This is a genomic window from Nocardia sp. PE-7, assembly GCF_030486425.1.
Taxonomy (GTDB): Bacteria; Actinomycetota; Actinomycetes; order Mycobacteriales; family Mycobacteriaceae; genus Nocardia; species Nocardia salmonicida_A.
The window spans coordinates 508,349-524,487 of the sequence record NZ_CP129614.1; the positions used below are offsets into that span (position 1 = coordinate 508,349).

The 16,139-nt window shown below is 69.0% G+C and carries 1 protein-coding gene; it reads left to right on the plus strand.

The features are described 5' to 3' along the window. Positions 1–154: 154 nt before the first annotated feature. Entirely contained in the window at positions 155–16,138 is a 15,984-nt protein-coding gene (locus tag QX204_RS02370; protein WP_301904967.1) for a WXG100-like domain-containing protein, read from the plus strand. Position 16,139: the final 1 nt, after the last annotated feature.

Sequence of the window (16,139 nt, forward strand, 5' to 3'; positions counted from 1 at the left end):
CTGTTGCGCAGGCGAACGAGTTGTGGTGTGCTCGACCGGGCATCACTATTGAGGGATGAGGGGCGATGGCGACGTTCACGGACTCGAGTTGGTGACGTAGCGCTCCATGATCGATCTCCCTTCTGGGCTGCATTGGCTCTCGATTCTTGCCGGCATGGAGTGGCCGGAGGGCAATGAAGACGAGATGTGGGCCATGGCCGAGGACTGGCGCACGGCCGCGGATGGTCTTCGAGGCCTGGTCGACGACGTCGACGCCGCCAAAGACGCTGCGTTCAAGGCATATCCGCAGGGCGACGGCGTCGAGGACATGCTCAAAGCCTTCGAGGGGATGGCCCGCGGCGACCAGTCGGTGACCAAGCTGGCCGAATTGTTCGACATCCTCGGCGATTCGGTGTATCAGACCGGTACCGAGATCGAATACACCAAGATCATGTTTCTGTCGTCGCTCGGCTTGCTGGCGCTGGAAATCGCTGCGGCGTGGGTGTTTCCGCCGACTGCGCCCGCGGTGCAAGCGGCCGCGATCGGCGTGACCCGCGTTGTCGCACGGGGAATCTTCGCGCGCGTACTGGCGGCGATCCTGCGGCACGGCGCGAAGGCCGTGATCACCAGGGTCCTGAAGTTCGTCGGCCAGCACGTCGCGATCGACACGGCGCTCGGCACCCTGCAGGAACTCGGCGTCCAGCAATGGCAGGTCGACCAGGGCCACCGCAAGGAGGTCGACTGGAACCAGGTGAAGGCGGCCGCTGTCAGTTCCGCCGCCGGTGGTCTGGCGGCCGGTCCGTTCGGCAACTTCCTCGGCAAGCGGCTCGGCGACGGGATGTCGCCGTGGCTCAAGGGTGCGATCACCGGCACCGGCGCCGGTCTGGTCGGCGCGGGCGGCGGCATGCTCGGCCAGTTCGGGTACGAGGGCGTGACCCAGGGCTGGGATCAGGCCTGGAACAACTTGAAGACCGCGGCGTCCGACCCGCTCATGTGGAGTGCGGGCGCCACCAACGGCGGACTTTCGGGCCTGAACAAGGCCGGGGCGAATTCCGCCTGGTCGGCGATGAAGCCGGGGTTGTTCGAACGACCCAGCTTCAGCTCGCAGGTTCGCGATGCCATGCCAGGCCACGACCTCGGAACATTCGGGCAGAACGACGGTGCGGGCGGCGACGGGTCGTCCAACCGTCCGGGTGGCGAGGGCGAGAACCGGGCGGGTGCCGACGAAGAGGGGACCGGGTCCGGTGGTGACGACGGCGTGCGCGCGGGTGCGGCCGACGACGCCATGGGCGGCGACGGTTCCGGTGAGTCGCGGGCCGGTGCCGGCGACGACGGTCAGTCGATGCGCCCCGCCGGAAGCACGCAGTCGCCCGAAGGTGAAGCCCAAGGACCGACGAGTTCCGAAGAGGGACAGGCGAATCAGCAGTCCGGCGACGATCGCCAGTCCTCGGCGGAGGGCGGCGCGGGCGCGGGGCGCCAGGAGTCCAAGCCCGAGGTACAGGGCGGCGAATCGCAGGCCGGTGACGGTGGTCGCCAGGACAGCGGCAGTCGTGCCGAAGGGGAAAGCCCTGCGGCACAGACGGATTCCGGTCAGGACAAGTCACGGGCGGGCGAGGCCGAGCAGACCGACGGCGCCGGCGTGGGCGAAGGGACGCGCACCGACGCGCAGTCGAGTGGGCAGCCGGTTACACAGGTCAACGACACTGCGGCGACCAACCGGGACACCGCAACGCAGGCCGGAGCGCCGGTCGGTGCGGGTGTGGCAGGTGTCGGGCCCGCGGCGACGGCGGGGCCGTCGCCCGCTGCGACCGGTCAGGCGCCGGTCACCAATCAGGCAGCGACGCCGACGACCGGTCAGCCGGCCGCGAGTGCCACCCAATCATCTACTACACCAACACAATCGACGCCGAGCCAGCAGTCGACTCCGGGGCAGCAGTCGACGCCCGCCCAGGGGTCACAGCCCGCCGCCCGTCCCGGCGCGCCGGAAGCCCGAGCCGGGCTGACCGACGGTGTGCAACCAGGATCCGACATTCGTTCCGGCGCACCGGAAGTCAGAGCCGACGCCCCGACTGTCGACGAGTCGCGGGTCGCCGACCCACAGGGCACCGCCGAAGATTCCGGTGCGACGAGTCGACCCGATGGTGAAAGCCGTGCGGGTGTCGGCGAACAGCGCGGCGCCGGTATGGCCGAGACGCCGCTACAGGGGCTGCAGGCCGCGCCGGGTGAAGCGCCGCCGACCCGCGCGGGCGAGCCCGAGGCTACCGCCGACCGGACTCGTGCCGGGGATTCCGAGGTCAGGCCGGAGTCCGATCCGCTGGCCGACATCCCGCCGGTGGTGCCGATCGTCGGTGCGGACCCGGGCGCGAGCCCCCGGCCGGGCCCGGAGACGAGTCGACCCGGTCGACCGGGCGCCGACGACACCGCCTCGCCGCGAGACCGCACCGACTCCGGCGACGATCGCAGGCAGCCGCAGCCCGACGACAACGACAGCGGCCCGGTCTACGACACCCGGCTGCCCAACGGTCAAGGCGTCGTGCACCATCCGACCGGTACCGCCATCGGTGAGGATGCCCGCACGCACCGGGTGAGCGAGAACGTGCGCAACGACGGCTCCCACGACGTGGTCGTGCACGGACGTCGCGACGGTTCGGTGACCCCGAGCAACGGTGACCCGGTCCATCCGCGCGACATCGTCGACGCGATCCGCAACAACCCGAATTACGTTCCAGGAACGCCTATCCGGCTGCTCTCCTGTCACGCGGGCAACAGCAAGGGCTGGGCGCAGTACATCGCGGACCAGCTCGGTGTCGATGTCACCGCGCCGACCGATCGAGTGGGTGTGCGGCGGGAGCCGGGCTCCGATCCGGTGATCGATCGCGGTGGCGAGTGGCGCACGTTCAGCCCGGAGTCCGCGACGGCGCCCGGCGATACAACCTCGCCCAGAACAGATTCCGATCCATCCGATACTCGCGATCTCGACACGCTCGACGGCGACGGCTCACCACGCGATCGTGAGCTCGTCGACTTCATGAGTGACGAGGATTCGCCGACCCGCCCGACCGCGATGTCGTTCCTCGATCCCCAAGTCGGGACCGCCAACGCACCGTTTAGCCGGACGCCGGGTGTAGACGCGCATCTGCTCGGCGTGCTGGATCCGAACGACCCGCTGGTGCAGACGGCGGGCGATCCGCCCCGGATCACCCATGTCGGCGGGGAGCCGATCGACGAATACTCCCACCGGCTCAGTGCGGAGCGTGGCCAAGCGTTCGTCGATGCGTCCACGCCGGACGCGGCCTTGGTCGCCGACTACGAGCAGCACAAGGCCCAGCAGAAGGCACTGGAAACCGCGAAGTCCGACAAGGGCCGGGCGGTACGCGATGCCTCGATAGAGCTCAAGGAGGCCCGGACGGCGCACACGCGCGCTGTCGAGGCAGCCTCGGATGCACGCAACCGCGGCGCCGAGGACGCTGACGCGCTCGACCGCGCCGCCGAGGAAGCCGCGGAGGGGGTGCAACGCGCCGAGGCCGGCGTCGCGGACGCCAAGGAGCAGGCCGCGGCGGCCAAGACCGCCCTCGACAACTTCCTGGCTGCCGACGCGGCCGAAGCCGAGGCAGGCAATTCGCCCGCCAAGCGCTTGGAGAAGGCCGAAGCCGATCGGCTGCCCGGAAAGCGGCGGGGCCACGTCACGTCCATCACCATCGACCGCCTGACCGGTCGCGTCTACGAAGCCGCCAACGGCACCTCCGAGCAGCGCATCCACCCCAGCGAGCTACACCCGACGCTGCACGACAACGTCGCCCGTTACCAGGACCCCGAGGACGTCTACCGCAACGGGCGTGACCCGGCCCATTTCCCGCACACGGACAACCCACTCGGCCACGCCGAGGTGCGCGGCACCAACGCCGCGCTGCACGACCGGGAACTGCTCAACCAGCAGCGCGGGCCAGACGAGCAGCTGCCGACCGATTTCGACGGCCTCGCCTCGATCCTCAACTCACCGTTCGTCCCCAGTCGTGGCGTCGAAGCACCCTGCTGCGCCAACTGCACCCGGGTGGTGCAGGGCACCGAGAGCACCGCGGGCCACATCATCGACGAAGGCGAACCCCGGGTCGACCCGCTGCGCCACGCCGATCTCGAACAGGCGGCCAGGGACGGAAATCCCATCGAACCCCGTTTGGTCTCACCCGAGTACCCCGAGACCGACTTCATGGGCGACGACGACGATGTCGCGGGTCCGGTTCGTGGCTCCGATGATTCGGTGCCGCCAGGGATGTTCCGTGGGGAAGACGGACTGTTGCACCGGCCGGGCGATCGAACGGACAGTTATCGGGATTCGGATGGGACCTGGCATCACGTCGACGACCCGGCCGGCACCAAGCGCAATGTCAACTTCGGCCTGTACGGGCCCGGTGGGGCGTTCGTCAAGGACCACCTGAGTAACGCCGACTACCTGTACGACGCGATGAAGGGTGATTCGGACACGCACGAGATGCGCGATCCGGACCGGGCGGCCGAGCTGGAAGCGGCGTCGGAGCGGCGTCTCGAACTGCAGACCGAACGTGACGGCGTTCGGGCCGAGCTCAAAAAGCTCATGGCCGAGTTCGATATCAAAGAGGCGAAAGAGCTCGCACCCAAGCGTCTTTCCGAAGCGATTCAGAACCTGCGCCAGGAAATCCGGTCCGATCCCGCGCTGAGCCCGGACGAACGGACCGCCAGGCTCGAACTGCTCGGCGATCTGGAAGACACCGCCACCGACTACAACGACCTCGGTCGCGAGATGATCGAGGTGTCGAAGACGCTCGGCGAGGTTGCCGGAATCGACTTCGCGCTCGATCCGGATGCCCGCCCGCGCGCGGTCCTGCTGACACCGTTCGATGGGGCGTTCGACGGTGCCGGTGTGGTCGACATCGCCGCCTACGTCCCGCGCGCGGACGCCGACTCGGCGCCGACCCTGGTCGTCGTCGAGGCCAAGGGTGTGGGCTCGGTCCTCGGCGGATCCAAAATCGCACAGGCGGAACAAGGTTCGCCGGAATACCTGCGGCGAACCTTGGACATGGATCGCAATCTCGCGCAGATCCTCAACGAGACCCCAGACCAGATGCTGGCCCGTGGCATCGACCCCGACAGCCCCGAGGGCCGTGCACTGACCGACGCCGTCGCCGACCTGCGGGCGGCGATGGAAGACGGCACCCTGCAGGTCGAGTATCGCCTCGTGCACACCGCCGCCGACGGAACAGTCACCGTCACGGAGTTGCTCCTCCAGCGCGACGGTGTGAATGTGCTCGCTGACGTGCCCTTGCCGTTCGGCGCCGATCCGAACGCGCTCGACGGAACACCGGACCGTGGAGACCACTCGCCCGACGACGACATCGATTTCATGGGTGACGACGATCTACCACCCAATGATCCGCCGGAGACAAGGGATAGCGATCCGCCTGAGCTCGCCCCCGCGATGTCGAAGGTCCAACCCGTGTCCGCCGATGGCGATGAGCTGGGGTCGAGCGACGTGCCCGCCGCAAAGGCGCATCTGCTCGGCGAGCTGACCGGCGACATAGTCCGGGATGCCGACGGTTACATCGCCAAAGTCGACGGTGAGTATGTCGACGAACTCGTGCGCCGGGTGGCTGCTGAGCGGCTGCCCTTGTACGCGGCGGTCAGCGAAGCGGCGGACCGGCAGAAGGCAAGCGATATCGCAGCGACCAAGCCGGAAAAAGTCCGTCTCGCTGACGAATTGGACGCCGCTAGGCGTGCGCGAGGCATCGCGAATCGCAATCTGAGAGACGCGGCGCCCGAGGATCTCAGTACCTTGACCGAGATTCGCGACCGGGCGAATGAGAAGTTCGAAGCCTTGGAGAAGAAGGCCGCGGCGGCGAAATCCGCGTTCGGTGAGGCGAATGGGCGGGCGAACCCGATCGGTCCCGTTGTAGCCGTCACTATCGATCGTCTTACCGGGCGTGTGTACGAAGCGGCGAACGGTGCGCCGGAAACCGGCCTCCGCGTCGGTGACCTTCATCCGAGGTTGTACGAGAACGCCGAAGCGACCGGTCAGGATATGGCCGAGTTGGCCAAGGGCAACAAGGACACGAAGGTTTGGGACCACGGCGACGATCCGCTTCGTCATGCCGAGGTGCGTACGACCAACGAAGCGCTGCACGATCGCGAACGAAACGGTGAGCGCACAGATCGAGCCTCGATGGCGGCGCTCGTTCACGCACCCGCGAATCTCAAGTCGGCCGAAGGCGTCGTGTGCTGTGCGAACTGCACCCGAATGGTTTCCGGGACGGAGAGTGCCGAGGGCTTCTCCCGCAGGCACGTCGACGGGGTGCCGCAAGACATTGTCGACGCGGAACCTCGCGCAGACCTCGAAGACTTGACGAATCCGGACGGCACTCCGCGGAAGCCGACCCTTGTCTCTTGGGACGGTGCGCTGCGGGCCGATACCGACTTCATGGGTGACGAAGACGGCGAAACACCAAACCGCAAACCGGATTTCGCTGATCCGGTGCCTGAACTGCCGCAGCGCGAGGTGCGCGTCGAACTCGGCGACAACGGCGAAGTCGTGGCCCTGCATGTGCAGCTGGCGGATGGGCAGTGGGTTGTGGCGCGGACCGATGGCGACGAAAGCCCGCAGCACCCGCCCGCGGTGCGCGACGACGATATTCCGGCGGTCGATACCCGCAATGCCCTGCGGCGCTTGGTCGATAACCTCAACGCCGGGTATACCGGGCTGAACCTCGCCTATCCGTCCGGATCGGGTATCGACGGACAGACCCCGTTGCGCGACGGCGTGGTGGGTGGTGCCCAATTGGTGACCGGTCTGCCCACGCCGACGCCCGCGCCGCCGCCGGTAGACGGTCCGACGATCAGCGCACCGCCGGCGGCAGGTGATCACGCGCCGAATGTGGTCGGCATTGCCAGGGAAAGCATCAGGATCTGGCAGAACCGGGAGCACATTCCGGTCATCGGCGGGGCGATGGGTCGGCAAGCCGACGTCGCGGGTGAGTACCACCCGGTCTATTTCGCGGACGGCACCGAGTACCGGCCGTGGATCAGCGACGCCGATCCCAATGATGTGCGCGAGACCGTGGTCAGCGAGCTGCGGGCGAACCGGATGGAATCCGACGAGGTCCGCGACATCTTGAAGGAGCTGTTCGACGGCGCCCGCGATCCGCAGCTACGCCAAGATCTGATCGACGATCTGGAAACCAACGGCCTGATCGACGGCGATGAGGCGCGAGCCATGGAGGACGCGCCGATCCCCGCAGCGGATCCGCCGCCCGAGCAGCAGGGTCCGCCACCGGAGGGCGAGACGCTGACCGAGATGGCGCAGCGACTCGGCATCGAACTCGACGGTGACAGCCCGCAGGACCTGCGGCGGGCGATCGACCGACAGACCCACCGGGTGCTGCGGGAGATCGGCGCGATCGAAGGTCTGGCCGACTCGGCGCGTCGGGCGGAGGAAGAACAGACCCGCCCGTACCGGCGCGCCGATCATCCCGCCGACGCCGAGCCGGTGCCCGCCCCTGACGAGCGGACCGTGCCGGGATCGGAGCCGCTGCGTGAGGTCGAATCAAGCGAGCCACGAGACGACACCGCCGATTACGACGATCTCGACGACGAATTCGACGGCGATCAGCGGCGGCATGGCTACTGGGGCGACACCAGCTCCCCACGCCCCGTGCCGTTCGCGAACGACGTCAGTTTCCTCGACAAGGATCCACTCGGTCGATTCCTGCGCGACCTGATCGTCGCCTTCGACGGCAGTACCACGCTGCGCGACTACGACGGGGTCAGCAACGGCGCGGACCGGCTGCCCGAATGGGCCACCTTCCTCGACGACCGAGAACCAGGCCGCGACGAGGCGCGTTCCCGTGAGTTCTTCGAACACGCGCTGCGCCGCGATCAGCTGCGCGACGAATTATCCGCCTGGGCCGCGATGTTCGGCCGTGACCTGAGTGATCTGACCGGCGACAGCTTGGATCCGACGCTGAACGACCTGCGCGAATCGGCGCGGCAGCGGGCACAGAACCTGGCCGATTTCATCGCCGCGGCCCAGCCGATCCTGCAGGGCGAGGGCGCAGAGCCCGTTGGCAAGTCCTATGGCGATCAGGTCGCCCGGGTCCCCGACCCGGATGGTGGGCCCGACCGGCTGCTCGTCATCGACGGTGCGCTCGACCGCAACGAGGCGCTGGCTCGCGCGCTGCGCGACAACCCCGAGCTCGGCGTCGACATCGACAGCGGTGTGCTGAAACCGGATTTCCGGGCGGTACACGCCGACGGCGCGGGTCGTCAGTTCCTCGACCCGGTGGCGACACCGGAGGTGCAACACATTCGCCGCACCGTGGACGGCGCCGAGCTGCAGGTGACGATGATCCGGGGCGAGGACGGTGAGTGGCGGCCGGTTCAGCCGATGCCCGAACCGCCGCCCACACCGCGCGACCGCGCCGACATGGTGCGCGAAATCGTCGACCTGGCACGGCAGATGAACCTCGGACCGGCAGCGCTGCACCCCGACAACATCGGCGACACGCTGCGCGCGCTGAGCCTGGACAACGCGGTGCGCGCCGGGCAGACCGAGGCGCTGGCCGACTACGCGCGCACCATGGCCGATATCGAGACCTTCTATCTCGTCGGCGATGCGCGCAGCCAGCTGGCGACGCGGCTCGGTATTCCGGAGGCCGAACTCACCCCGCAGCGGATCGCCGAAGCCCTGCTCGACTCGAAGCAGCGAAGGGGCACGCGCAGCCAGCAGTTCGAGGACCTGCTCGATGGCCAGCAACGGGATCCGAGTGGGACCGCCGGATACTCCCAGCAGCTGAAGAAGGTCGACGAGGACGCGGTCACGGCGGCGCAGGAAGCGCTGATCAAGGCGCTGAGCCCGGACAACCCCGAACGACTTCGAACGATGGTCGCCGAGATCGACGAGACCACCGGTCGGCCGAAGATCGGACCGGCCGACACCGGCATCGACCCGACCAAACTGCGCAGGTCGGTCATGCGGCTGCAGCGACTCGGCCACGGTGACCAGGCGCTGGCGGCGCTTACCGCTTACGCCGACGCGCTGCTGGCGATCGACCCGTACAAGGACGTGCCCAAGGGCGACCGTGCCGCAGACCCGCGGACCACCGGCGACCCGCACATCTACGACCACGACGCGGTGCACGCCCTGCGCGATGTGGTCGACGGCGTCGTGCCGGGCGCGAGTGCGCTCGACTTCGCGGCCCAGGTCGCCGACAACCTCGCCCGCGCGTACGGCGCGGACGAACCGACCGATCCGAACAGTTCACGGCCGCTGCCGAATCGGGACTGGGCGCGGTTGGCCGGTGTCGACCTGTCCACCGCCGACGGCGCCGAGTTCATCGAGATCTACGAGGCCTACCGCGACGGCGCGATCGAAAGCCACGAAGGACTCAGCTCGCAAGAGCTGGCTGCCGAGATCGCCGCCATCCGAGAGGAGATCCGCACCAGGACCGAGCAGATCGAGCGGCTGCGGGCGCTCACCGACGAGTTCTACCGACCGGTGGCGGACCTGCCGCCCGCCGACCCCACTGCGGCAGGACAACATCGCGACCAGCAAGCTCCGGGGCTGACCGAGGGGCCGCGCGGGCTGCCCGCCGGTGGCGAGTCCACCGGTGGTCCGCGCACGAATCCGTCTGGTCCATCACCTGATTCGAGCGATCCTGGGGTGCCGCCGGAACGCGGCACCGACCTCGACGACCGGGCCGACGCGAAGCTCGACCAGACCATGCGCAAGCTGGACGAGGTCGCCGACGAGCTGGCCGAACCGATCGCCTCGCTGGACGATCTGGTCGGACCGGGCGATCCGGTGGATCCGCCGGCCATGATCGACGATGCCGTCGAACGGCAGAACAAGCTCGCCGACCAGGCTGACGGGCGCCGCGCCGATCTGGCTGACGAGGCGCTGGACGCCGCGGTGAACACCCTCGACGGTGTCGACGGAGATCTGGCCGCGCTGGAGTCGTACCTGCGAGCGCAGCGGGAGTTCGATGCCGCGCAGGCCGAGATCACCGCGAGGTTCGAGGAACTGGGTACCCAGGAGGCGCGAGAGTCCGAACCGAGCCGCGACGACCCGGAACTCGAAGCCGACCTGGCCGCGCTCGAGTCCTACCTCGCCGCCCAGCAGCGGTTCGACGCGCTGCGTGCCGAACTCGCCGAGGCCGCGCAGACCCGGCCGGAGGAGCTCGACGCCGAAGCGTTGGCCGACGCGCAGGCACTCGAGTCGTATCTGCGGGCGCAGCGGGAATTCGATGCCGCCCGTGCCGAAGTGGCCGCCCGGTTCGCTGCCGCGGTGGAACGGCAGGGCTCAACCTCGACTCAGGACGCCGGGGACGGGTTGTCAGGCGACGGCGTCGACGGTGCTCGTGCCGAGGGCGTTTCGCGCGACAACGACGGTGCGCGTGAGGACGACGGATCGCGTGACGATGACGACGATTCGGGTGATCCGCCCGCAGCACAGACGACGCCCGGCGGTCCACCGTCCGAGCCGCCGTCCCGTCCGCCGATCGCGCCGAGCCCGGAACCCGAAGAGCCGGCCAAGAATTCGTCGCCGCTGGACTCCGGTCTGCCGAAGGCCCCCGCCGAGCTGGCGGTACCCGGCGACGCCGCGCTGAATCAGCCGGTCAACGACGCCGACGACGCACCCGAACGCGCCTACCAACGTCGGGACGTCCTCAACGACGTCTACCAGTTCCTGCAGGAACTGAGCGATCTGCCACCCTCGGTAACCGCCGACACACCACCACTCACCCCGGAGCAGGCCGAGCAGATCCGCGTACTCGCCGAAGCTCTCGGCCTCGGTGAGGCGCTCACCGGCCAGCGCGATCCGCTCGGGGCGCTCGCCGAGATCGCCGATATGGCGCGGGCTCGCGGATTCCTCGACAGCGCACTGGATCCCGATGCCGAACTCGGCAAACCCATGCGGTATCCGGACGACTACGAGCCGCTCGACGTCGACGAGTTGCAGGACGGGCTCGACCACTGGCGGGTCGAGGGCGATCCGCAGGTGCGTGCCGAGATGGCCGAGGAACTGCGGCTGGCCGGACTCGACGACGACGCACGACCCTCCCTCGGCGCCGAGCCGGAGCCGAACCCACCGGCCCCGCCGTTGCATCCGTCGTCGATACTTCCGCCGGAAGACGGTGCGCGCCCGCCCGGCGGTCCGCGGATCGAGCCCGCGCAGCAGGCGATGGATCGCCTGGCTGCCAGGTTCGGTGTGGATCTCACCGATGCGGGTTCACTCGACGCCGCGCGATACCGCCAGTTGCTGCGGGCGGGTGCGGTCGAGGCGTTCGCCGCCGCGGTCCGGCATGCCGAGGCCGCCACCGATCCGCAGCAGCGGGCGCTGCGCGAGGCCATCGCTCGCCGCTGGGCGGCCCGGCTGGGACTTCCTGCCGACCCCGGTCTCGTCCGCGCCGCCGACGACATCAACCGGTTGCGCGCCGGGGTGACGCGCGACGCCGGTGATATGGCGCATCTGTATCAGATGGTGCGTACCGAGCTCGACGACCGCGTGCTGTCGCTGGATGTCGACGGCGACAAGACGCTGGTGCGGCTGGTGGCAGACGGGCCGGACTCCTGGCATCTCGAACCTCTCGCGCGCATCGAACCCAGGCCGTTCACGCCGACCGCGGACAAGGCGGTCGAGGTGCCGCCGAAGAAGAACTGGCTGCGCAAGCTGTGGGACCGGCTCGTCAATCGTGGCTACTACGGCGACAATCCGAAGTACCCGTCCGGATCGAGCATGGACGGTGCCGGTCAGTCACTGCTCGGTCACAGTGCCGGGCTGCCACTGACCACGGTGAAGGACTCGACGCCGGGTCAGCCGGGCGGCGAGTACGACCAGCTCCAGATCAAGTTCAATCCGGCGCGCATCCTCAAAGAGGGTGTGCTCATGTGGCAGAACCGCGAGCTGGTGCCGATCCTCAAGCACCTGTCCTCGCGGATCGCCGATCAGGCGGGCGAGTTCCTGCCGCTGCGCAATCTCGACGGCAGCGAGTACAAGCCGTGGATCTCCGATGCCGATCCGCAGTTGCGTCGTCAGATCGAACAGGAGTTGCGCGACGCCGGGCTGGAGCATCTGCTCGAACCGGAGAGCTTGTCGCCCGGGGAACTGGCGGCGAGGGAGTCGAAGGAACTCCCGGAATCTGATGAGCCGGTGCAGATTTCGAGCAAGGGCGAGGAAGTTCCCGCGGTAGCCGAACCCCTGCCGCCGTGGTTGCAGGATGTGGTCGACGCGGTCAACGGGCGCATCGCCGACGCGACCGTGCTCGAAGCGCTGGCCCGCGAACTCGGGGTTCAGCTCACCGATTTCAGCGAAGACGGACTACGCAAGGCCGTCGCCGAGGCCGAATACCGGTTGCTGCGCCGCGACGGAGTGATCCAGGCGCTGGAAGCGGCCGCGCGATTCTTCAACGCCGAGCACGCGGACATCCCGTTCCGGCCAGCCAACTTCCACAGCAAGGACCCGCTCGGCGCCTACCTCAAGGAAGTCGTCGCGGCCAGGGGCGACGAGTTCGGCTTGCGAATGCTGAACTGGCGCGGAGTGAACAACGGCGGCGAATGGGTCAACATCTGGGGCGACCTCAGCGACGACGGCGGCGATCCGACCGTCCACGCCGAGGACGCGCGCAAGATCTTCGACGACGCGCTGCGCCGCGCGGGGCTGCGTGACGAACGGTCGACCTGGGCGCACCTGGCCGGGTCGGACCTGGAGGCGCTGGTCCACAATCTCGACGCCGAGGTCGCGAGGCTGCGCACGCAGCTGGACGACAATGTCGGGGTACTCGGTGAGTTCACCCAGCGGGTAGCCGATTTCACCGACAGCGACACCGGCGATCGGCTCGTGGTCGACACCGAGAACGGCAAGATCGCGATCGTCGACACCGGGGCGGGGCACGAGGCCGCGCTGGCCCGTGCGCTCGCCGACGCCGACCCCGACTTCATCGACCGGCTCAACCGTGGCGAGGTCGACATCGAGATCCGAGTCGTCGGGATCGATGGTGGCGGGCGCGTGCACATCCTCGAGGCACACGCGCCCGAGGTGCGGCACCTGCGCACCGAGGTGGACGGTCGCACGGTCGACGCGACGATGGTGCGCGACGGGACGCAGCCGTGGCGGATGATCGAGCGGCCGCCCACTGTCGCCGAGCCGGACGCCAACCTGCCCGCCGTGGCCGACGACACGAATCAGCCTGTGCCGGAACCACGTTCGCTTGCCGAGCTCAGGGCCGACATCGCCGAGGTGGCGCAGCGGCTCGGCATCGACGATCCGTCGAACCTGTCGGCCGAGCAGCTCGACAAGCTGCTCGCCGAGCAGGAACGCGCCAATCAGGTGCGGGCCAGGCAGGTCGAGGGGCTGGTCGACTACGCGCGCACCGCGGACGCCATCGATAACTTCAACGCGCTGCACAATGCGCGCAGTGCGTTGGCGCTGCGATTCGGCGTCACCCCGGAGGCGCTGAGCCCGGAGGTGATCGCCCGTGCGCTGGCCGATCCCACGACGCGGGTGGAACTGCATCGCCAGCGATCGGCGAATCTCACCGACTACGCGAAGCTCCTTCGCGCGCTCGACCCGGCGGCCGTCGACGCCGCCCGCGACGCGCTCGCCCCGCATCTCGGGCTGCCGCGTGGTGGGCTGCCGCTCGACGCGGCAACGCTGGCCGAGGCACTGTCCAATCGGGCCGCGCGCGGTGAGATCGATGATCTCGTCGGCCCGCTCGCCGATTACGTGCGGGCACTCGCGAAGATCGATCCCTACGCCGACAACCTGGTCTACGACCCGGACACCGACCCGCGCGCCATCGGCGACGACCCACCGGTACACGTGCGCGACGCCCTCGATTTCCTGCGCGAGGTGGGCGCCGACGACCTCGGCAACCGGTCGCCGCTACCCGCCGCACCCGAGGACGCAGTCCCGGGCCCGAGTCGCGATCACAGCCGGCTGCTCGGCGTCGACCTGACCGACGCCGACGACACGCGGGTGGCCCAGGTCTACGAGTGGTTCCGCGACGGCCGCATCGACAAGCACGAACGCCTGACCCTGGACGAACTCGCCGCGGTGCACGAGCAGATCCGCGAGGAGATCCGCGGGCGGGCCGCCGATATCGCCCGGTTGCGCGCGCTGTTCACCGAGCCGTTCGTGACCGATCCCGGAATCGGTGGTGCGGACACGCCCGCGCTGGGCGACGGGCCGTCCGAGGGTGTGTCGGCGTCGGACCCGAACGGTTCGCCGAGCCACGGCCCAGCTGTGCCCGGCGCACCGCTGCGTCCAGGGTTGCCCGCTGGTCCGGCGACCGACGGCGACAACGGAACCCCACCGGTCGATCGTTCCGGCGAGCAGCCCCCCGCCGAGAACGCAGAACTCGGCGACACTAGTCGGTCTCTCCCACGTGCCGATGGTCATGATCCGGTCGAGCCGAATGAGAGCCCCTCCACGCCAACGGTTTTCGACCCGGTGACCGACCCCGGTGACCCCGGCGTTTCTAAGGACCCGCAGCCGAGCCGGGGGATTCACCGGCCTGGGGCCGAACTCGATGGCATCGGTTCGTCCGAGCCGACGGGGTCGGAGGCCGATGGGGCAGCGCGGCGTCCTTCCGTGGATCCGGATTCGGGTGTCGATGACGGCGAGCCGACCACGGCCGGAGACCCGGACGCAGGTGGAGCCAACGCTGATTCGGGGGCTCCGGACAAGAGCTTCGATCTGGATCGGGACGGCGACTCCGACGGGGACGGCCAGGGTCCGCCGCGGTCGCCCGATGCCGAGGGACGTCCGGGAGTGCGCAGGCAATTGCCGGGATCGGCGATGCGTTCGCACATCCCGCATCCGCCGCACGAGTACGAGGTCGAGCTCGACGTGCCGGTGTTCGACGCCGTCGAATGGCCGGTGCCGCCGCTGGCGATGACGCCGGAGCCACCGCTGCCGCCGGAACCGCCGCGCCCGCCCGACCGGCCGAGTTCGCCGTGCCCGCCGGAGCAACCGAATCCGCCTGTGCCTCCGAAACCGCCGCTGCCGCAGAGCGAACCGCTGCCACCGGTTCCGCCGCTGCCTGTGCCGCCGGAATCGCCGGTTTCGCTGCCTGCGGCACCGCCTGTGCCGTCGCTCCCACCCGCGCCGCCGTGGCCGACCGAACCGACTCCGAACGAACCGACGGTGCCGTCGTGGCCGGTCCAGCCGACTCCGCCAGGCGGAAATCCGAGCCTGCCGTCTCTTCCGCCTTGGGGAACTCAACCCCCTGGCTCGGGCACACCTGACCAGCCGGGTAACGGTCATCCGTATCCGCCGGGTAACGGTCAGCCGTACCCCGGTAACGGTCAGCCGTTCCCTCCTGGGAGTGGTCAACCGTATCCGCCCGGAAACGGCCAGCCGTCCCCCGGAAATAGCCAGCCGTACCCACCCGGAAGCGGTCATCCGTACCCGCCCGGTAACGGTCAGCCCTACGCTCCGGGTATTGGTCAGCCGTACCCGCCTGGTAACGGTCAGCCCTACGCTCCGGGTATTGGTCAGCCGTACCCGCCTGGTAACGGTCAGCCCTACGCTCCGGGTAATGGTCACCCGTACCAGCCGGGCAACGGGCAGCTCCACTCCCCGAGCAACGGAAACCCGGCCCTCGACCAATCCGGTCGGCAGCAGTCGGGCAGCGGCAATCCGCAGGGTGGTGCTCCGATGTATCCGCCGCCTGTGATGCCGCCCGCCGGTGGGCAGGATGATGCCCGTCGGCCTTATCGGCCGGAGTATCAGCCGCCGACCGAGCACATCGTGCTGCTCGTCCGCCCGTACGGTGGTGGCGTGCCGGCCGAGTTCGATCCGCGGTCCGGTTCGTTGCGACCCGCGGCCCCGGGGCAGCTCGGTGCCGATGGCCTGTACGCCGATCTCGGTGGGGTGACGGTGATCTTCTATCGGCTCGCCGATCGGCTGATGGTGCAGGTGGGTGCTCAGCCGATCGACCTCACCTGGGCCGCGCAGGTGGGCTGGGAGCGTTCACGGCAGCGGATGACGCGATTCACGGTCGCGGTCGACGGCAGACCGATGGGTGAGCTGATCTACCCTTCGCTGCCGCCGGAAATCGACCTCGGCCTGCTGATCCGTAACGTGGTTGCCGATCCGGCCGGCCGGATGACAATCTTCAGCGACCGAGTCTGAT

What these genes read in the sequence shown, in the direction of transcription:
- QX204_RS02370 (WP_301904967.1), top strand. Translation starts at nt 155, where the DNA reads ATGGAGTGGCCGGAGGGCAATGAAGACGAGATGTGGGCCATGGCCGAG.